This is a genomic window from Thiovibrio sp. JS02 (genome assembly GCF_053485635.1).
Map to the genome: position 1 here is coordinate 3,451,037 of NZ_CM130715.1, position 19,479 is coordinate 3,470,515.

The window sequence follows — 19,479 nt, forward strand, 5'->3', positions numbered from 1 at the left end:
TCGGGGCAGGGATTCAGCGCGCCGTTATGGCCGTTCTTACTTGCCGGCTGTTTCCACGGTCACCAGCTTGTCCTGTACGCCGAAGGGGTCCTTGAACTCCACGTCCTTCTGCAGCATGAGCTTCTTTTTGCCGCGTTCGTTCAGGTACTTGTCAAGCTCGAGGTCGACGTTCATCGGCACCTCTTCGCCCGCCTTGGTCAGCGCCTGCCTGAGCAGGGCTTCCGATTTCATGGCAAAGGCGGTGGCGTCGCCGAGGATCCGCATTGCCTCGGTGGGGTTGTGGAAGCCCACCGAGTTTTCCGCCCCGATATACAGGCTGCGGAAGAAGGCCTCCATGTAAAAGTCCTTGGCCTGTTCGTAAAGCTTCTGGTCGATCTCCTTGCCGGCCGCCTGCAGGGTGTGGACCTTCTCGATGAGCTTGGCCACGGTGGCGGTGGCATAGCCGGAACGGATCATCATGGAGACGGTGCGGTCCTGGATGGCGGTAACCTGATTGCGCAGCCACTCGGGGGATTCCGTATGGCATTGCTGGCAGGCCTTCAGATCGTTCTTGAGCGGGCTGGTCACCCGGTGGTCGGAAACCTTGTTGGCGCCCACCTTGGTATAGGGCATATGGCAGTCGGCGCAAGCGGCGCCGGCCATCCAGTGCACGCTGTTGCGCGAGTAGAGCTCGAATTCGGGGTGGCGCATGAAGGGCATCTTGTAGCCGGTCACGGATTGGGTCCATTCGCCCACCGTTTTGTCGGTGCGGATCTGCTTGATGATGTTTTCAACGGAGATGTCGCCCCAGGAACTGCCCTGCCACGGGAAGTAGATATCCACCGACTTGCCGTCCGCCTTGGGAATGTTGTAGGTCACATGGCACTGGGCGCAGACCAGCGAGCGCATCTCCTGATGCGTAAGCTTGGCGCGGTCGACGTTCATCTCCTTGAGCGCCCTGCCCAGGGTGAATTCCCGGGAGAGCTTGAGGGACATATCCTTGCTGTCGTGGCAATCGATGCAGGCGACGCCGAGATTCTGGTGCTTTTCCGGGATCATGGCGCGGACCTCGGCCCAGGGCTTGCTGTAATAGTCCAGCCCCTTCTCCTTTTCCAGCTTGGGTGCATACGGGGTTTTGCAGGTGAGGCAGACGCCGCCGGCCTTCACCCGGGAGGGATCGATGTCGACCTGATCCGTCAGCATGTAGGCATGGCCGCGCGGCTCGTTGTATTCGACGCCGAAGCCCCAGCCGTTGAAAAGCAGGGCCATGTAAGGAAATTCGGAGAGCTTGTCGTAGGTGATGCGGTCCGCGTCAAAACCTTTTTTGTACTTGCTCTTGCCCGGCTGGGTAGGCTCTTCGGTTTTTTTCCAGAGATCGTAGTGGACCGGATAGGCCTTGCCCCATTCCGCCGGGTCCATTTCGCCGTCGGCGATCTTCACGGGTTTTACGGCTTCAACTTTTTCCGGGCCTTTGCAGCCGGTGAACATCATCCCGCCTGCCACAAGCAGGACCAGGGGTAATACCAGTTTTTTCTTCATATTCTCCTCCTTGCTTATTCCGTTCGTTACAGTGTTTGGATTTGACCGGTTCCTCGATGGGCAATCCGGCGGTGGCATTGCCAGCAGAGGCGTTCCTGGTTGATGTGGGCCACGGTGCTTTCATGGCAGCGGATGCAGTTTTGTTGCACCACCTCCTGCCCGTGGCCGCTGATCTCGATGCGTTCCGGCACCCGTCCTGAGTAAAAGGCCAGGGTGTCCTTCATGCCGTCGATGCTCTTCCAGACATAATGCATGGCCTGGTTGTCGTTCGGCAGATGGCAGTCGACGCATTTCTGACGCCGATGCGCCCCGGCATGGGACCAGGCATCATACTCCGCCTCCATCACATGGCAGCCGGCGCAGAAGGCGGGCGCCTCCGATTTCGCCAGAAGCTGGGGGGGGCCCAGCATCATGAAAACCCCGGCGAGCATGGCTACTCCGAGGACGGCCAGACCGAGCAAGCCGATCCCCTTCCTCTTCTTGTTCCCCATTGGTGCACCTCCTTTCTTCATGGTCTTTTGCATGGGTCGGTTTGATCTACAAATTGTCGTTAGGTTTGTCCGTTGCTGTCAAGCTCCCTTTGTGTTTCTTTAATAAAGCAAGAGCCGTGCCGTTTTATTTTCTTGAATTATTCAGGATGGATATATCGTTAACTGTTCGCGGATGTTACCGGGAGGTAGCTTTCGGTCCGTTGCTGATGTTACCTCCCGGTAACTGCATGCCGACCCGAAACAGGCAGCGGCAACAAACTATTTCGAAAGCGTTCCCGAATCCGGGCCCAGGGGCCGCAGGCTCAGAAAGAGCTGCGGCAGAAGGATGAGGTCGGCGAGCAGGGCGACCAGCATGGCAAAGCCGGTGAAAAGGCCGAAATAGATGGTGGGAAGGAAGCTTGAGGCCACCAGGATGGAAAAACCGATGGTGATGGTGACCGTGGTGTAGTACATGGCCCGGCCGATGCTGCCGTGGCAGCGGTACATGGTGGCCAGATAGTCGCGGTCCTTGGGGAATTCCCGCTGGAAGCGGTGGACATAGTGAATGGTGTCATCCACCGCGATGCCGATGGTGATGGAGGCGATGGTGATGGTCATCATGTCCAGCGACACCGAAAACCAGCCCATGGCGCCGAGAACCACGATCACCGGCAGCAGGTTGGGGATGGTGGCGATGAGGGCCAGGGAGAAGGAGCGGAAGAGGATGACGAACATCAGGAGAATGGCGAGAAAAACCAGGCCGATGGTGAGGATCTGCGAGCGGAACAGGCTCATGAGCATGTTGTTGTAGAGGACGAACATGTTGGTGAAACGGATCTGCCCGGCCTCAAAACCCATCCTTCCTGTGAGTTCATTGCCGATCTTGGCGAGCAGCGCGCTTCGCTCCATGTTCTTGTCCGATTCGATGATGCGCATGGTGAAGCGGGCCTGGGCGATCTCTTCGGAAACGTAAGGGCTGATGAGGAGCTTTTTTAAGTCCGGCGGGCATTTTTTGTTGAGCAGGACAAGCTCGTAATTGTCCAGGCCGACATCGTTGTTAAGATGGGTGGCGGCCTTCACCGCCGTGGCGATGGAGAGCACTTCCCCGGTCTCCGGCAGTCCGGCCAGGTAGTCATGCACCGCCGCGAGCCGCTCCATGGTGTAGACATCGGCAAACCAGGGGGCGCCGTTCTCCTCGCCGGCAAAGGGATCATCGGCAAAGGGGTCTTCCTCCCCGGCCACCGGCGCGGTCTCTTGAAAATCAATAATCAGATCCAGCGGCGTGGTGCCCCCCAGCTTGCGGTCGATGAGGCTCATGCCCTGGTGGATTTCGGTGTCTTTCCGGAAATAATCGATGAAGCGGTTTTCCACCCGCAACCTGCCGATCCCCACCGCGCTTATGGCCGTGAGCAGTACGCAGAAGAGCATGGCCTTTCCGCCGTGCTTCTCGGTGAAACGGGCAAAGATCAGGGTGAAGGGGGCGGAGAAGTCCTCGCCGCCGGCAGCGGGCGGTTCTTTTTTCAGGAGCAGGACCGTGGCCGGAAAGAGGAGAAACGCCAGGGCGAAGGAGACCATCAGGCCGATGGTCATCATCTTGCCGAAGTCCATGACCGGCCTGATATCGCTGACCAGCAGCGAAAAGAAGGCGACGATGGTGGTCAGGGTGGTATAAAAGCAGGGCAGGGCAATGGTGCGCACCGTTTCCAGAACCTGGCTCCGCCGCGAGGCCTCGGGGTTTTGCGCCCGCACCTCCAGGGAGCGCACGATGACGTGGATGGTGAGCGAGATGGTGAGGATGATCATCAGGGAAATGAAGTTTGAGGAGATCACCGTGACCCGCCAGTCCGCCAGGCCCAGAAAGCCGAGCATGATGAGTACGGCCAGGCCGCAGGAGGCCATGGGCAGCAGCACCCAGCGGGTTTTCCGGAAGAGCACGGTGAGGGTGATGACAAGAAAGGCCAGGACTCCCAGGCCGAAGACCAGCAGATCCTTTTTGATGAAGGCGATCATGTCCGCGACAATCATCGGCACCCCGCCGAGGAAGAGGTCGGCCTGGCCGCGGTGCCTGGCCATGACCGCGCGTACCTCGTGCACCAGGCGGCTTTCCTCCTCGGTGAGCCGGCTGAGTTTTTCGCGATACTGCCGGGAAATCCTGGCAAGCTCGTCCGACTCCCCGGGAGAGAGGCGGCCTTCATCCCGTTTTTCCCGCAGTTCGTAGCGGCGTTTGAGCAGATTGCGGTACTCCTCGTCGGCGGGCAGGGAGATGAGCAGGGCGGTGGTCTTTTCGTCGGCGCTCAGGAGGCGGCCCTGGTAGAGGGGATTTTCGCGCAGTTCGGCTTTTACCGCGGCCGGCTCCACCTCTCCTCCTTCCAGGGTCTTGATTTTCTCCTCGTCCGCCAGTTCGCCCAGGCTGATGCCGGAGCCGTAGAGGAGGGGAATATCGAGGATCGTCGTGACCTCGGCCACGCCGGAGAGCTGCCGCAGGTCATCCCGCAGGGCCTTGAGGGCGGCCAGGGATGCCGGCGCGAAGAGATCGCCGTTTTTCGCCGTGTAGGCGAGGAGGAGCACATCCTGGGAACCGTAGCGCTCGACCATGCGGCGGTGGTAGCGCAGGTCGGCATCCTTTTCCAGCACCAGTGAATCGCCCGAGGCGTCAAGCTGGAATTTCGGCGTCTGCCAGGCAAAGAAACCCACCACCAGCAGGGTGACGACAAGGGTTGCCAGGGGCCGGGCGAGGATCAGTTGATCATAGAGGCGGAGCAGGGTCTTTTTCATCCGGGGTTCCCCTGTTCCCGCAGTCTGGCCATGGCCTGTTCGCGCATCCTGTACTTCTGGATCTTGCCGGTAACGGTCATGGGGAATTCTTCCACGAACCAGATATAATGGGGAATCTTGTAGCGGGCGATCCGATCCCGGCAGAAGGAGCGGATCTCTTCCTCGTCCATCGTTTCGCCGGCGCGGGGTTTGATCCAGGCCATGACCTGTTCGCCGTAAAAATCGTCCGGCACCCCGAAGACCGCCACCCCCGCCACCTTCGGGTGGGTGAAGAGATAATCCTCGATTTCCCGGGGATAGATGTTCTCCCCGCCCCGGATGATCATCTCCTTGAGACGGCCGGTGATCCGCAGGTATCCCTCGCGGTCCATCCGGCCCAGATCGCCGGAGTGGAGCCAGCCCTCACCGTCGATGGCCTTGCCGGTCGCTTCGGGATCCTTGTAGTAGCCCAGCATGATATGGTAGCCCCGGAAACAGATCTCGCCCACCTCGCCCAGGGGCAGGGTACGGCCACTGACCGGCTCCACCACCTTCACCTCCTGGTGGGGCAGATTTTTGCCCACCGTGTTGATCCGCCGGTCGAGACTGTCCTCCCGGCCGGTGAGATGGGTCAGGGGCGAGGCTTCGGTTTCGCCGTAGCCGATGAGGATCTCGCCGCAGTGCATTTCCGTCATCACGCGCCGCATGAGGGCGGGCGGGCAGGGAGCCCCGGCCATGATTCCGGTGCGCAGGCTGCCAAGATCGAGTTCGCGAAAGCGCGGATGTTCCAGCGCGGCGATGAACATGGTGGGCACTCCGTGGATGGCGGTGCAGCGCTCCTCCGCCACCGCGGCGAGGGCCTGGCCGGCGTCGAAATGTTCGCAGGCGATGACAAGGCAGGCGCCCACCGAAAGGCAGAGCAGATTGGCCAGCACCATGCCGAAGCAGTGATAAAACGGCACCGGCACGCAAAGGCGGTCCTGCTCGGAAAAATGCATGGCCTGGGCGGAAAAGAAAGCATTGTTCAGGATGTTGCGGTGGCTTAAAAGCACGGCCTTGGGAAAGCCGGTGGTGCCGGAGGTGTACTGGATGTTGATGGGCTCGCTGGCATCAAGCGTGGCCGTGCGCGCGGCGAGGGCCTCCTCGCTCACCGAGGCGCCGGCGGTCAGCACCTCGGCCCAGAGGGTGAAGCCAGGGGCGGGCCGTTCGGTGTGCAAGGGATTTGCCGGCGCGTAGAGCACCAGCCGCCGCAGAAACGGAAAGCCGTTGCCGGCCGGAAGAGCCGGCGTGCAATGGCGAAGTTCGGGCAAAAGCTCGATGAGCATGGTCGGATAGTCGCTGTCTTTGAAGGAGGGGATCAGAAAGAGACCCTGGACTTCGGAGCGTTGCAGGGCATAGGCCAGCTCCTTGACGCGGTAGGCGGGATTGATGTTCACCAGGATGGCGCCGATCCGGGCGGTGGCAAGCTGGATCAGCAGCCACTCGATGTTGTTGGTGGCCCAGATGCCGATGCGGTCGCCCTTGGCAAAGCCCATGGCCATGAGCCCCCGCGCCAGCTCCGATACGCCGGCGGAAAGCGCCTGGTAGGTAAGCCGCCGCCCCTGCGGCCGGCAGACCACCGCCTCGCGGTCGGGAAAGCGGGCGGCAACGCCGGCCAGGTGGGCGGGAATGGTTTCTTCAAGCAGGGGTCGGCCGCCGTCGGTGCGGAAGTAGCTCAACGCGCTCATGATCCTTCACTCCTCCACTCCTTGCCAGTAGCGGTCCACCCTCGCCTGGACCTCGTCGAGCAACCCCTCGTTTTCTTCCGGCGCAAAGAGATGGGCAAAGCGGCCCTGGGTTTTGAGATATTCTCGCACCGGCAGCCTGGGATAGGGGATCTTGGTATGGCGTACCTTTCCGGCCACATACTCCTTGAGCGGCCAGATGCCGGTTTGCACGGCGAGTTTGCCGATTTCCACGGTGGCGCTCGGCTCATGGTCCCAGCCGGGTGGGCAGGGGGCCAGGGCCAGGATCAGGCGGGGGCCGGCCAGGCTTCTGGCCGTTTCAATCTTCCGGGCCAGATCCAGGGGTTCGGCCGCCACCACGGTGGCTATATAGCTCGGCTTCTGCGCCATCCAGATGGCAAAAAGATCCTTTTTGTAACCGGGACAGCCCCGGACCCCTTTGCTGGTGGCGGTGCGGGCCGCGTGCGGGGTGGCGGCGGAAAATTGCTGGCCGGTGTTGCCGTAGCCTTCGTTGTCGTAACAGAGGTAGAGAAAGTCAAGATTGCGGTCCATGGTGGCGGAGGTGGCGGAAAGACCCATACCGTAAGCCGAGCCGTCGCCGGTGAGCACCAGCACTTCCATGTCCTCTTCTTCGCGGATGAGGCCCTTCTTTTTCAGGATGTCGAGACCGTCCCGCACCCCTTGGGCGCCGGCGGGCGCGCAGGCCATGGCGGTGTAAAGCCAGGAGCCGCGGAAGGGGGTGCAGGGATAGACGGAGAGCAGGGTCAGGCAGCCGGCCGCGTTGACGATCACGCACTTTTCCCCCAGGTGATCATAGACCTGTTGCAGGGTGGCCAGGCCGCCGCAGCCGGCGCACATGGGGGTGCCGCCGCCGAGCAGATGCCCTGCCGGAAGATCCCTGAGGTGCTGGAAGGAAGTCTGTTTCATCTCCCGTCTCCCTGTCCGCCGTTGCCGGCTCGGGCCACGCTCTGCAGCTCGCGGATCGCCCGCAGTTCCTCTTCGCGGTAAAGAAGCCGCGGCGCGGGACTTTCGCCCGTCGCCACGGCCTGCCGCACCTGTTTTGCCATCTCGAAAAACTCTTCGGCGCTGATATCCCGGCCGCCCAGCCCGCCGACAAAGCCGGCGAGCACGGACGGCGCCGCCGGCATTCCGTAGAGGGCGGAGGCCAGCTCCGTCCGCAGGATGCCGCCCTTGCCCGGGGAGAGGTTCTGGTCGATCACCGCCACCCCCTGTTTGCCAGCCAGAGCCCGGCGCAGATGGTCGACCGGAAATGGACGCAGCAACCGGGGTCGGACCAGGCCCACCTTTTCGCCGATCTCCCGCAGACGGTCCACCGCCTCCTTGGCCTTGGTGGCGAAGGAGCCGATCATCATAAAGACGATCTCGGCATCCTCGCTCCGGTAGCACTCCAGGGGGCCGTATTGCCGGCCGAACAGGGCGGCGAACTCCGCGCCCAGCTCCTCGTACACGGCCAGGCCCTGCAGGGAGGCGAGATGCGTCTGGTAACGGAAATAGGAGTAGGCGGAGCCGCCCAGCACCGCCACCCCTTCGCTCAACGGCTCGCCGGCCCGGAAACGAATGGAGCCGGGGTTGAAGGGCGGCAGAAAGCGGTCCGCGTCGGCCTGGCTCGGAATCTCCACCGGCTCTCGGGTAAAGGAAAGGGAAAAGCCGTCCAGGTTCACCAGCACCGGCAAACGCAGCCGGGGATGCTCGGCCAGCCGGTAGGCGATGAGCAGGCTGTCCAGCACCTCCTGGCAGGTGGCGCAGTGCAGCTGGAGAAAGCCGCAATCCCGCGCGGCAAGGACATCGTTATGGTCGGGCTCCAGGGTAATGGGGGAGGAAAGGCCGCGGGAGACATTGACCAGCACCAGGGGCACCCGCCAGCCGGCCACGGTATAAAGCATCTCCATGGCATAGAGCAGCCCCTGGCTTGAGGTGGCGGTGAAAACCCGTACGCCGGTCACCGCCGCGGCCCCGGCCGCGGTGAGCATGGAGTGTTCGGACTCCAGGGTGACCATCCGGCACGCCATTTCCTGGGTCTCGATCCAATTGCCGATGGTTTCGATGATTTCGGTCTGGGGGGTGATGGGAAAGGCGGGCAGATAGTCGATCCTGGCCAGCCGTGCTCCCCAGGCTGCGGCCCCGTTGCCGGTGAGCAGTTTTCTGGTCATGGGGTTTCCTCCTCGCCGGCGGCGGACTTTTCCTCGGGGATGGCGGTGATGGCATGGGTCGGGCACTGGCTCAGGCAGATCAGGCAGCCCTTACAATGCGCATAATCGATGGCTGGCCGCCGTTCGTTGTCCACCCGGATGGCGCCTTCCGGGCAGAAGGTGGAGCAGATCCACCAGCAGCGGTTGCAGCGGCCGTGATCGATCACGGGCCGTTCGGTGCGCCAGAGTCCGGTTTGCGAAAGCGTGCTGGTGGCCGCGGCATGGATGGCGGGCGCGCTCAAGGCAGCCTCCTCGCAGGCAAGGGTCAGCCAGGCAGGCGGCGGGTAGGCGCTGGCGAAAACCGGATCCCCCTCCCGCACTTCGCCGCGATGTTGCGCCAGGGCGGCGTGGGCGGCGCGGGCGACCTCAAGATTTATCCCCACCAGCTCCGGGCCTTGGCTGGCCATCTCTTCCCCGATCGCCTGGGCCAAAAGATTTTCGTCAAGTTCGGCGATGAGGGCCGCGGCCCCGCCTGCGCAGGCAGCGCCGCGGAAACGTTGTTTCTTTTCCGGGAGAAGCGGCAGGGTGAAAACCGGGCTTCGCAGGTTGAGGCGTTCCTGCCAGAGGGAAGCCTTTTCGTTCGTATGGATGAGAAACACCGTCCGGGCGTCGACGCCGGCAAGCACCCCTGCTTCCGGCATGGCCGGCAGATGCTCGTCAACGACCACGATCAGATCCGGGCGGGTGATGATTCCGCGTTCGTGGATGGGAGTCCGGCCGGCCCGTACATAGGCGAAGATCGGCGCGCCTCTGCGTTCCGCGCCGTAGCGCGGCGCATCCTGTACCTCAAGGCCGGCCCGGAAAAAGGCGGTGCCGAGAATGCGGCCCGCGGTTTTGATGCCCTGGCCGCCGCGACCGTGAAAGCGGATGCGATACATGGCGCCTCCTTGCTTGCCCTCACCCTGGCCCTCTCCCCGGGGGAGAGGGGATTTCAGTAATGGTCCGTTTTTTTCGGGGAGATGCCTGACACTCCTTCATATTGGTGAGTTTAGCAATGCCCGAAGAGAGACATTCGGCATGCTTCTCCCTCTCCCCTTCGGGAGAGGGCTGGGGTGAGGGTGCTTAAAGAGTGGACTCCCGCACCTCGGCTAGCTCTTCATAAATCCTCTGTAAAACAGCTTCCGTCTCGGCTAATGCCTCATTGTTCCAGAACCGTAAAACCGTATAACCTTCCTGTTCCAAGAATCTGGAGCGGGTGTGATCATAAGCAACGGCCCCCGCATGTTGCTCGCCGTCTACTTCGATAAGCAGCGAGTGGGACAGGCAGGCAAAATCGACAACATAAGGGCCGATAGGAAATTGGCGCCGAAATTTGTATCCAGCCAATTGACGATTTCTCAGGCGTGACCAGAGCCGTTTTTCTGCTTCTGTCTGTTTTTTCCTGAGTGTTCTCGCCAGGTGCTTCATCGTCTCCCCTCACCCTGTCCCTCTCCCCGAGGGAGAGGGGATGGCGGTTTGCCGATGTCGCGGCCTCATCTCGAAGGAGGGCTTTTATGCCGGTCGCGGCTCTATTAGCATCCGAGATGCCTCTCCCCGGTTATGCAGCCCGGAGTTTCATAATGTTCGCGACCAAATTTCCCTCTCCCCCTGGGAGAGGGCCAGGGGGAGGGATCCCTAGAAGATCCCCCATCTTTTGTAGGTCATGGCCTTTTCCACCCGGCGGGTGGCCAGATTGACGGCGGCCTGGCGGGGCAGGATTCCCTCCTGTTCGGCTTCCTCCAGCACCTGCTGGGTGTTGTCGCGGATCTTTTCGGCAATGGCGCGGAAGGCCTCTGTCTGGCTTGAACCGTGATACTCCATGGCCGCGCAGATCACCCCGCCGGCATTGGCGATGAAGTCCGGCAGGCAGAGCACCCCCTGTTCATGCAGGTATTGTTCCGCCCCCGGGGTGAAGGGGATGTTGGCGCCCTGGGCCACCAGTTTTGTTTTCAGGCGGTGGACATTGTCTTCGCGCACCACGTCGGGCCTGGCCGCCGGCACCCAGATTTCGCACTCCAGATCGATGATGGCGTCCCGGTCCGCCTTGTTGCCGCCGGGATAATCAAGGACCGAGCCGCCCTGGTTCTTGATGCGGATCAACTCCTCGACGTTGATGCCGGTGGGGTCGTGGAGAGTTGCGCGGGAATCGGAGGCCCCCACCAGGCTCGCGCCCCGTTCCGCGAGAAAACGGGCGGTATGCTTACCCACCGCCCCGAAGCCCTGCACGACCAGGCGGGCGCCGGTGAGGGCAAATCCGCAATGGGGAATGGCCATCTCCACGGCTTGGCTCAAGCCCCAGCCGGTGGCGCCGAGCCGATCCAGGGGGATGCCACCCACCTCGCAGGGCAGGCCCACCGAGCGGCCGATCTCATCCCTGACCCAGGCCATGCATTCTTCGTTGGTGCCCATGTCCGGCCCGAAGATATAATCCTCCTCCTTGCGCAGGGCAAAGGCAAAGGCGCGGATGAGCTGTTCCTTGCGGCCGCGCTCCATTTTCGGGTCGCCAAAGAGCACGGATTTGCCGCCGCCGTGCGCCAGCCCTGCCGCCGCGTTTTTCATGGTCATGGCCCGGGCCAGGCGGGCGCATTCGCCGACGCTGACGTCTTCCGCCATGCGCAGACCGCCGATGGCCGGGCCGCAGGCCACGTTGTCCACCACCAGTACCCCCTTCAGGCCAATTTGCGGCTGGTTGACGTGAATGATCTTGGCCGGTCCCAGCGCATCGCCCAAAGAAAAGGTCTCGCTCATGCTCTCCCTCGGAATGTTGTCAGGGCACAGACGCCGAAAAGGCGTCTTCGTCACCCGCTGTCTTCAGTACATCACAAGGAATTTCCACTTGTCAAATTTTAACGCGACCCTCTCCCGGCTATTTTACAGAACCCCCTTTCCAGCCTGTCCGGAGATGGTATACTTGGGAAAAACGCTGACAGGGGAGGAGGGATGATCCGCTTCGAACAGGTCTCCATCCGCGTGGGAGACAGACATATTTTGCGCGACAGCACCTTTGTGATCCGGGACGGGGAAAAGGTCGCCATCCGAGGCAGGTCGGGCAGCGGCAAGAGCACCATCCTCAAGAGCATGGTGGGCGCCGTCCGGACCACTGGCGGGACCATCACGGTGAATGGGCTGCCGGTCTGCCCGGAAAACATCATGGCCATCCGCACCCGCATCGCCTATGTGGGGCAGGAGCCGGTGCTGGCCGGCGAGAGCGTGGCCGACGACCTGCTGCTTCCTTTCACCTTCAAGGCGCACAGGCAGTCGGGGCCATCGGCGGAGGCGGTGCGGGCGGGGCTCGACCGTCTGTGCCTGGAGCCGGCCATCATGGCCCGGAAAAGCAGTTCCCTGTCCGGCGGCGAGAAGCAGCGCATCGTCATCGCCCGGGCCATGCTGATGGGGAAAAAGATCTTTCTTGCCGACGAGATCACCTCCGCCCTGGACAGTGAGAGCAAGGCGCCGGTCTTCGAGCTTCTTCTGGAGGAGGTTGGCCATACGGTGGTCTGCGTGTCCCATGATCCCGAGATGATCAGGCGCTGCAACCGGGTCCTGGTGTTGGAAAACGGGATACTCAGGGAGGAAGCCCATGGAGACCATTGACATCCCCTTGCTGCGGCTGGCGTTTCTTTACCTCTTTCTCGTGGCGCCCGTCTTTCTTCTGCACCGGCTGGGGCTGGGCTTAAGCCGCGAAATCCTGATCAGCGTCGGCAGGATGAGCGTGCAGCTGTTCCTGGTCGGGCTCTATCTCAAGTATCTCTTCGCCGTCAACAGTATCTGGCTCAATGTTCTCTGGGTGCTGGTGATCATGGTGGTCGCCAACCGCAACATTCTCGCCAAGGCCGGTCTTGCCGGAAACAGGCTGTTCTGGCCTTCGCTGGCCGGGGTGGCCCTTTCGCTCCTGCTCGTGATCGTGATCTTTCTTTGCATCGTGGTGCGGCCCGTGCCCCTGTATGACGCACGCTACTTCATTCCCCTTGCCGGCATGCTCCTCGGCAACTCCATGAACGCCAACATCCTGTCCCTGGAGCGGTTCTACAGCGGGATCCGCAAAAACGAAAACGAGTTTCTCGCCTACCTGCTCATGGGCGCAAGCCTCGGCGAGGCGGTACACCCTTTCAGGCGCCAGGCGATCAGAAGTTCAATCATGCCCACCATCGCCACCATGACCACCATCGGCATCGTCTCCCTGCCCGGCATGATGACCGGCCAGATCCTGGGCGGCGCCTTTCCCCTGGTGGCCATCAAATACCAGATCATGATCATGCTCGGCATTTTCAGCGGCATGGTCATCTCCATGGCGGCGAATATCCATTTCAGCCTGTCATTCGCCTTTGACAGGATGCAGATGCTGAGGCCGGAGATCTTTGTGGAACCGCGGAAAAAATGATTTATCCGGGAGAAGTGGGGTGGTCAGCTAAAATAAAAATGTTCATTTCTTTGCTTGCCCAAAGAAACGAACCAAAGAAAGGGCACCCAGTGTCACTTGTCCCGCCGCAGGCGGGATGCCCTGCGCTGCTCGCATTGGCCGGGGTCTTGCAAACTCGGCTTCGCCTCAAACAGTGCAAGCCCCTTTTGCGGCCACTGCTGTGCTGCTCGGCTGCGTGCCAATGGGAAATTTTCCTGCTTTCCCTGCAAGGAAAGGATGCATGACCATTCGTCTGAATTCCTGATGTGGAGAGTGCGGATGATCAGCCTGGAAACGATTCACGCACCTCGCCTTTTTCGTCAAAGCGGCAGGCGAGGACCTTCGGGTCATGGTAGAAGGTGAGCCAGGCGTTTTCCGCCTGTGCCGCTGCAAGAAAGCGCTCCTTGGCGGCGATGGAATCCAGGGGGAAGTTGTCGTAGGCAGTGATCCAGAGGGGATTCACGTAGGCCGGGGTGGGCAGGAGATCCCCCAGATGCAGGGCGGCCTCCCCCTCCGAGCGCAGCCAGACCGCCTGGTGGCCCCGGGTGTGGCCGCCGGTCAGCTCCAGGGTGATGCCGGGCAGGATCTCCTCCTTGCCGTCCACCAGATGCAGGTTTTTATCCTCTGCCAATCCCTGAAAATTCACCGGCCAGTATGCGCTGGCCGAACGCCTGTTGGGCGCGCGGACATCCTCCCATTCCAGCCGCTGCATGTAGTGCATGGCCCTGGGGAAGGTCAGCTCAAGAGCGCCCGCGCCGTTGTGCATGGTGATGCCGGCGGCATGGTCGAAGTCGCAGTGGGTGAGGATGACGTGGCCGATATCCTCCCGGGCAAGTCCCAGCCTGGCGAGTTCGGCAGGCAGATTCCAGTCGCGGCGGAGGCGGAAGATCTTCTTCTGCTTGTCGGTGAGTTTGTTGCCCAGCCCTGTTTCAATGAGGGCCAGCCCGTCCGGGCTTTGGACCAGAATGGCGGAATCGGCGAGCCGGACATGATTGTCCGGCGTTGACGCGCATTTCTTTTCCCAGAGCACCTTGGGCACCACCCCGAACATGGAGCCGCCATCGATCTCGAATACCCCGCCCTCAAGCCAGTGGAGGTTGAATTGCCCAAGCTGAAATGGAGTGGACATTAAGATTGCTCCCAGGTTGCAGGTGAAGTTTAAAAGTCCTTTCAGCTATCGTGACATGGCGGAAGCGAGCCGAATTCCTGCAATTTGTGATGCTTTCCGGTCAAAAGTGGCGGTCGCTGCGCAGTCAGCGGCGCTATTGCCACAGGCGATGAGGCAGTCTGCGAAATCCGCGGTGTCTTGCCGGTAGATTTCAAGAGCACGCCAGACCTCTTCCGAGCGTTGGACCCGGAAGGAAGCGGTTCGCAGGATTTGTTCGATCATGCGCCCGATTTCGTCGCGGCCGGCGTTGTAGCACCGCTTCACGACCCAGACAACCTCGCAGAGAACAATCTGGTTGATGAAAAATGTTTCTCCGGCTTGTTCCCCGTCCTCAATAAGGGCGGTGGCTACCGGAGACTGTTCGGCGTCATCCTGGACGATGTATCGAACAAGGACGTTTGTGTCGAGGCCTGTCACTGCCGTCCTCCTTCCTGCTCAATGGCCGACTGCATCTCTTCAAGGCTTACAGCCTTTTTCGCCGGAGAGATCAATCCTTTGAGCTGTCGCGCTTCCCCGGTTGCAGGAGCAATGCGGACGTTGCCTTGGGAATCGACTAAAAATTCGAGCCGCCCGCCTGCCCTGAGTTTGAGGTAATCCCGTATTTCTTTCGGGATGGTGACCTGGCCTTTACTGGTGACTGTTGCGGTAGCCATTGCTTGCGGTCTCCTTACTTGAAGTTGTGCGCATTACTAATGGTAATGCGCTGCCCTGGGGCTGTCAACGGAATAAAAAAACCGAGGGCGGCAACAGTAGAAGCGTGATAGGCCGGGATGCTTTTCGTGCCGGCACATTTGGCGGAGATCAGAAGGCAATAGCCGGAAGAGGGGGGGCTGGAAAACAGTCGTGGATGGCGATTTGCCCCCAAAGATACAAGGAGAGCATGGTGGTAATATCTGGTGCCAGGCGCAGAACGGAAAAGAAGAGGTGAAAATTGCGGGAAGGGACTCGAAGAGGGGCCCAAGGTCAGGAAAAGACTTAGAGAACTCTGATGGGGATAGTCAGGACAATAAAATTGTCTGAATAAAGGTGCTTATTGCCTCTCGCGCCTCCAACCGAATGTTCCGTTCATTTCATTGGCCTGCCGGCAATGTTTTCACCGTGTAGAGCGGAATGCGTAAATCCGCCGTGACAATGGTCAACCCTTCGGCCTGTGCCTGGGCAACCAGCATCCTGTCGAAAGGATCACGATGGTGCGCGGGAAGTCGCCCTGCTATTTCGCCGTGATGGAGGGAAATCGGCAACTTGATGAATCGTTCATCCTCGACAATGGACTCAAGATTTTCAGGAGCGTGCAGTTTTCCCAGCGCCTGTTTTATCGCGGCCTCCCAGGTGGAGACCGCGCTGACATATACCTGATTCCGTCCATCCCGGATCGTGGCTTTGGCCTTTTTGCCCAATTGGGGATCGTCCGACAGCCACCAGAGGAAGGTATGGGTGTCGAGCAGCAAGCGCATCATGCTTCGTCTCCTTCAAAGGAGGCAATAAGCTCTTCCGGGGTGGCATCAAAATCAGGACTCAAAGTTATTTGGCCCTTGAAGCGGCCAGGGGTTCGCTGCCGGTCGTCAGTGTGGAGAGGAACAAGCCGTACCAGTGGTTTGCCTGCCTTTGCGATTATGACATCCTCGCCGGACAGCGCCTCCTCAACCAGGAGCGACAGTTTGGTTTTCGCCTCGTGCATGTTGACTGTGTGCATGGCAATCCTCCTTAGCTAGACTTAGCCATATAATGGCGACGAATGAGGCGGGAGTCAAGGCAGATTTGTGTAAGGGAGTCAGAGAATGAAGCAGAAGGTATAAAAAAAACAGCGAAAAGAAGTCGCAGGGGAACAGGATGCTTCTAATTTTCGTGTTCGGGTGAGATTAACTGGTCATGGTCAGGACGGTCAGGTTGCAAAGGCCTTAACCTATGCTGTTTTCTTTTTGCCCGGACTGCCATAAGTCGTACTGCGCTGGCTGAATCAACCATCCTTAAAGGGTAATCCAAGTTATCTGATGAGATAAAAAAGAAGAGTTGTCAAGGATAAAGATTTGACCCCCGGCCGGGATTGATGTTTTGCGTGAGTTTGTAAAAGAATCTGTAGGATTATGTTTTTGGCGAGAGATGAAGAAGTTGAGACAGAAGAGATTAAAAAACCCCCTGCGGGGTGAACCGCAGGGGGTTGGTTGATCAGGATGCTTCTAATGTACGCGTTCAGGCGATGATTAGAAGGTCATGGTCAGGTGATGGGTCAGCAGGTAAACATTCTCGGTATCCTGACCTGCAACGCCTTCTTTGAAGAAGTCGCCTGCATCCAAGTAGCCGAAGTGCGCCTCGTAGGTCAGGTTGTCGAGCAGCTTGTAGGCAGCGCCGAGGTTGTACTCCCAGCCGTACTCGTCGTCCTGATTGACAATCTGTTCTTCGTCAGCCTGAGCGTAGCCGATGGCGCCGTGCAGGGTCAAACGGTCGGAAGCGGCATAGTCTGCGGAAACAACATAGGCATGCACACCAGCCGTTGCCATGGCACCAGTATAGCCGTTATTGATATCCGGGTTCAGCATGCCAGTCCCCTGGTTGCCGGTCATGACATAGAGCGGATAAAACTCAGTACCGGTGCCACTGCCTGCGGCGAGGAACTGCTCCATATCAGAGGTAGCGGTCTGGTTGGGATCCTTGCCCTGGGCATAGAAGTACATCAGGCTGGCAGTGATGGCGTCGAATTTGCCGCCTGCTTCCAACATGCCGCCCCAAGAGTCATAGTCTGCAGAGGTCTTGGTAACGCCGGTGATGGTCTCTTTGTCGCCAAAGTTGTAAACAAGCTCGGCATTGACAAAGTAGTTGTCCATTTTGTACTTGCCGTAAACAACACCGGTCTGCTTCTGATCTTTGACATTGGTAACGGTATTGTTGTTGTTGAACACATAACGCAGACCAGAGTCCAGGTTGGTGTCCTTGTAGAAGAGGCGCGCCTCGTAGGAGTCACTGTCAACTTCGGAATCGGTGTTAGCGGCTTGGTCTCCATCCGTGGCTTTTATGATGTGAAACTGGGTGGACCAAGGGCCGCTCGCCAAGAAGGAAGGATTGTAAACGATTTTGTTGGCGCGGCTGTCCATATCCAGGTAGGCGGTACCATAGGGTCCTGAGGGAACCCGGCCGATCATGAACTTACCGATGGGAGATGCATAGTCCATGTACAGACGATGAACATATACATCACCACCCATGCTGCTTCCGTTTTGAGCAAGGTCGTCCTGGCTGCCCCAGAAGTTCTCGTCGGCCAGGCGGATCTCTGCCTTCATGGTGATGGAATCATTGACCTTCATGACCGGCAGTACACGGAAGGTATGCTTGTAGTAGGCGTCGCTGGAGACATTGTCGGCGTTGCCGTTGGTCGCCTGTGCGTCGTCAAGAACCACACCGTTGCCTTCAGCCTTGCTCATGTAGACACCGTCAACAGTGTAGTCGCCGCTCATGCTGAACTCAACAGCGGAAGCGGTGGAGGCCAGGCCCGCGACCAGCCCCAGGGCTGCTACAGTAGATAATACTTTTTTCATCTCTTATCCCCTTTTGATAAGGTTAATAAAAATAAAAGAAACAACTCATTTGTGAGTTTAAGCCATGTTGCGGGGGGGATGTCAAGTTTTTTGTACCGGGGTATGAATTTTTTTATTCCCCGGAGCGGGCGATGCAGAAGGCAAAAAGCGCAACGCAAAGACGCGGAGGCGCGGGAAGGATAGGGCAAAGTGAAAAATGCAAAATGAAAAATGAGAAACAAAAAAATAACGCAGAGGCGCAATAGCGCGAAGGGAAAGAGAAAAATGGATAATGCAGAATGCAAAATGGAGAATTGAAAGGGAAAGGGGGAGGCGTGGTATTTTCTGCTGGTGATGGCTGCTTGACGATTGTCGTGCATATGCATACAATGCAAGTACAATTATTGCAGGAGGGTTGATATGTTGAAAGCAGCAAATGTGACGGTTCGCGTCAAGCCGGCAACCAAAAAACGCCTCGAAGCACTGGCCAGCGCCACCAAGCGGTCAAAATCCTATGTCATCGAGGAGGCGCTTGAGCTGTATCTCGATGTGAATGAGTGGCAGATCGAAGGCATTGCTCAGGCTCTAAACGAGGCTGAGAAGCCGAATGCTGTTTTTGCCGAGCATGATGAGGTTCTCGCCAAGTGGGAGGCGAAAAAGGGTGCGCATTAAGTGGTCGCGGCTGGCGTTGCTCGATCTTGACGCGATTGGAGCCTTTGTTGCCGCGGACAGTCCGGCGGCGGCAGTTGACATTGTCGTTCAGGTCATCCGCTCAGTTTCCCTTCTGGCCGATCAGCCCGGGATCGGCCGCGCAGGCCGCGTCCCTGGAACGAGGGAGTTGCTGGTGCCGGGCTTGCCTTATATCGTCCCCTATCGCGTCAAGGATGGCGTGGTCGAGGTTTTGCGGGTCTATCATGCTTCGCGAAAGTGGCCGGAGCGGTGGTAGGGAAAGTGCAAAATGCAAAATGGATAATGCAAAATGACAGCGCAAAGACGCTGGGGCGCAAGAGAAGGGCAATGCAAAGGGAAAGAAAGTGAAATGTTGAAAGGGAAGTGCGCTAAGCTTGGCCGGGCTGGATGACAGAGCGGCTTTGCTTCAGCTTGCGGCGCGGCAGCCCATGCCTTGGCAGACTTCTTTCAACTGGCTTGCAAAGGAAATGGGCGTAAGGGTTGCAACACGGCCAGAACCTGCGAGCTGTGGAGAGTTGCAATTTTGTCGCATCGTATCCAGCTTGCCTTTGGGAGTGCCCCTTTTGCAAGCATTGAGGGATCGATGGCGACAGCGTTTTCGTGGAAGGATCTGGATGTGACGGGCAAGGCAAGGAAATCCCCGAAATCGTCGGGTTGCCTGAGGACAACAGCAGGGCGGCGCTTGCTGGACTTGCCTTCTGAGAAAGGAAAGGCGACCAAAATGATATCACCATACGCGAACATCATTCCAGGCCTCGTCTTCGTTGTTGTCCCAAACTTCGGCCAGGCTTTTTTCCTGGAGCAGCGTCCATCCCGCATCTTCGCCGCGTTCGTCCCGCAGGCGACGGGCTTTGATGAAGGCGATGAAATCCAGAACTTCTTCCGCCAAGGGAGGGGGAAGTTCTTTCAATTCAGCATAAATTTTTTCGGCAGTGCCCATGTGATCACCTTTCAAAGTTTAATTACAGGATAAGCAATGCAGTAAAAACAGGCAAGGGGATGATGGGCAAAAGATAACGCAACAACGCAGAGACGCGAGGGGGGAAGATAAGGCAAAG

21 protein-coding genes are annotated in these 19,479 nt (G+C 59.3%); 4 read left to right on the top strand and 17 right to left on the bottom strand.

What is annotated here, in order from left to right; all coding sequences use genetic code 11:
- Window positions 1-36 precede the first annotated feature (36 nt).
- The 9 genes from ACUUL3_RS15820 to ACUUL3_RS15860 all read right to left on the bottom strand — a co-directional run bounded on the left by ACUUL3_RS15820 (window position 37) and on the right by ACUUL3_RS15860 (window position 11,403).
- Window positions 37-1,518, bottom strand: coding sequence for an ammonia-forming cytochrome c nitrite reductase subunit c552 (locus tag ACUUL3_RS15820; protein ID WP_448552983.1), 1,482 nt, complete (start codon window positions 1,516-1,518; stop codon window positions 37-39).
- Window positions 1,519-1,544: 26 nt separating this feature from the next.
- Complete coding sequence (nrfH, locus tag ACUUL3_RS15825) at window positions 1,545-2,009, bottom strand: cytochrome c nitrite reductase small subunit (protein ID WP_448552985.1); 465 nt, start codon at window positions 2,007-2,009, stop codon at window positions 1,545-1,547.
- Window positions 2,010-2,267: 258 nt separating this feature from the next.
- Complete coding sequence (locus ACUUL3_RS15830; RefSeq protein ID WP_448552987.1) at window positions 2,268-4,763, bottom strand: efflux RND transporter permease subunit; 2,496 nt, start codon at window positions 4,761-4,763, stop codon at window positions 2,268-2,270.
- Window positions 4,760-6,469, bottom strand: coding sequence for an AMP-binding protein (locus tag ACUUL3_RS15835; RefSeq protein WP_448552989.1), 1,710 nt, complete (start codon window positions 6,467-6,469; stop codon window positions 4,760-4,762). The genes ACUUL3_RS15830 and ACUUL3_RS15835 overlap by 4 nt, the downstream gene beginning before the upstream one ends.
- A 6-nt stretch (window positions 6,470-6,475) precedes the next feature.
- Complete coding sequence (locus ACUUL3_RS15840; protein WP_448552991.1) at window positions 6,476-7,393, bottom strand: thiamine pyrophosphate-dependent enzyme; 918 nt, start codon at window positions 7,391-7,393, stop codon at window positions 6,476-6,478.
- Window positions 7,390-8,637 (bottom strand): pyruvate synthase, encoded by a 1,248-nt coding sequence (locus tag ACUUL3_RS15845; protein WP_448552992.1) that lies wholly within the window; start codon window positions 8,635-8,637, stop codon window positions 7,390-7,392. The genes ACUUL3_RS15840 and ACUUL3_RS15845 overlap by 4 nt, the downstream gene beginning before the upstream one ends.
- Window positions 8,634-9,554: a 2-oxoacid:acceptor oxidoreductase family protein gene (locus tag ACUUL3_RS15850; RefSeq protein WP_448552994.1), complete on the bottom strand. Its 921-nt coding sequence runs from the start codon at window positions 9,552-9,554 to the stop codon at window positions 8,634-8,636. Before ACUUL3_RS15850 ends, ACUUL3_RS15845 begins: the two co-directional genes overlap by 4 nt.
- A 184-nt stretch (window positions 9,555-9,738) precedes the next feature.
- Entirely contained in the window at window positions 9,739-10,083 is a 345-nt protein-coding gene (locus ACUUL3_RS15855; RefSeq protein ID WP_448552996.1) for an endonuclease domain-containing protein, read from the bottom strand.
- 207 nt (window positions 10,084-10,290) lie between these two features.
- Complete coding sequence (locus ACUUL3_RS15860) at window positions 10,291-11,403, bottom strand: Glu/Leu/Phe/Val family dehydrogenase (protein WP_448552998.1); 1,113 nt, start codon at window positions 11,401-11,403, stop codon at window positions 10,291-10,293.
- A 192-nt stretch (window positions 11,404-11,595) separates the two neighbouring features.
- Here ACUUL3_RS15860 and ACUUL3_RS15865 point away from each other — a divergent pair, with 192 nt between their 5' ends.
- A complete protein-coding gene (locus ACUUL3_RS15865) occupies window positions 11,596-12,249 on the top strand; it encodes an ABC transporter ATP-binding protein (protein WP_448552999.1) in 654 nt (217 codons plus the stop codon).
- Entirely contained in the window at window positions 12,236-13,036 is an 801-nt protein-coding gene (locus tag ACUUL3_RS15870) for an ABC transporter permease (protein WP_448553000.1), read from the top strand. The genes ACUUL3_RS15865 and ACUUL3_RS15870 overlap by 14 nt, the downstream gene beginning before the upstream one ends.
- Before the next feature lie 301 nt (window positions 13,037-13,337).
- Here the strand turns inward: ACUUL3_RS15870 and ACUUL3_RS15875 are convergent, their stop codons facing one another.
- From ACUUL3_RS15875 to ACUUL3_RS15900, 6 genes are all read right to left on the bottom strand, one after another.
- Window positions 13,338-14,183 carry an MBL fold metallo-hydrolase gene (locus tag ACUUL3_RS15875; protein ID WP_448553002.1) on the bottom strand — a complete coding sequence of 282 codons (846 nt, stop codon included), beginning with the start codon at window positions 14,181-14,183 and terminating at the stop codon, window positions 13,338-13,340.
- A gap of 45 nt (window positions 14,184-14,228) precedes the next feature.
- Window positions 14,229-14,639 (bottom strand): PIN domain-containing protein, encoded by a 411-nt coding sequence (locus tag ACUUL3_RS15880; RefSeq protein ID WP_448553004.1) that lies wholly within the window; start codon window positions 14,637-14,639, stop codon window positions 14,229-14,231.
- A complete protein-coding gene (locus tag ACUUL3_RS15885) occupies window positions 14,636-14,875 on the bottom strand; it encodes an AbrB/MazE/SpoVT family DNA-binding domain-containing protein (protein ID WP_448553006.1) in 240 nt (79 codons plus the stop codon). The genes ACUUL3_RS15880 and ACUUL3_RS15885 overlap by 4 nt, the downstream gene beginning before the upstream one ends.
- 417 nt (window positions 14,876-15,292) lie before the next feature.
- Entirely contained in the window at window positions 15,293-15,679 is a 387-nt protein-coding gene (locus ACUUL3_RS15890; RefSeq protein WP_448553008.1) for a type II toxin-antitoxin system VapC family toxin, read from the bottom strand.
- Entirely contained in the window at window positions 15,676-15,915 is a 240-nt protein-coding gene (locus tag ACUUL3_RS15895; protein WP_448553010.1) for a type II toxin-antitoxin system Phd/YefM family antitoxin, read from the bottom strand. Before ACUUL3_RS15895 ends, ACUUL3_RS15890 begins: the two co-directional genes overlap by 4 nt.
- Window positions 15,916-16,423: 508 nt before the next feature.
- Window positions 16,424-17,752, bottom strand: a complete 1,329-nt coding sequence (locus ACUUL3_RS15900; RefSeq protein WP_448553012.1) for a hypothetical protein — start codon at window positions 17,750-17,752, stop codon at window positions 16,424-16,426.
- A gap of 399 nt (window positions 17,753-18,151) precedes the next feature.
- On the opposite strand from ACUUL3_RS15900, the gene ACUUL3_RS15905 reads away from it, so the two are divergent.
- Window positions 18,152-18,403 (top strand): CopG family ribbon-helix-helix protein, encoded by a 252-nt coding sequence (locus ACUUL3_RS15905; protein ID WP_448553014.1) that lies wholly within the window; start codon window positions 18,152-18,154, stop codon window positions 18,401-18,403.
- On the top strand, window positions 18,393-18,677 hold the full coding sequence (locus ACUUL3_RS15910) for a type II toxin-antitoxin system RelE/ParE family toxin (protein WP_448553016.1): 285 nt from the start codon (window positions 18,393-18,395) through the stop codon (window positions 18,675-18,677). Before ACUUL3_RS15905 ends, ACUUL3_RS15910 begins: the two co-directional genes overlap by 11 nt.
- A gap of 191 nt (window positions 18,678-18,868) precedes the next feature.
- Here the strand turns inward: ACUUL3_RS15910 and ACUUL3_RS15915 are convergent, their stop codons facing one another.
- Both ACUUL3_RS15915 and ACUUL3_RS15920 read right to left on the bottom strand, forming a co-directional pair.
- Complete coding sequence (locus ACUUL3_RS15915) at window positions 18,869-19,240, bottom strand: type II toxin-antitoxin system PemK/MazF family toxin (RefSeq protein WP_448553018.1); 372 nt, start codon at window positions 19,238-19,240, stop codon at window positions 18,869-18,871.
- Window positions 19,149-19,361: a hypothetical protein gene (locus ACUUL3_RS15920; protein ID WP_448553020.1), complete on the bottom strand. Its 213-nt coding sequence runs from the start codon at window positions 19,359-19,361 to the stop codon at window positions 19,149-19,151. Before ACUUL3_RS15920 ends, ACUUL3_RS15915 begins: the two co-directional genes overlap by 92 nt.
- Window positions 19,362-19,479: the final 118 nt, after the last annotated feature.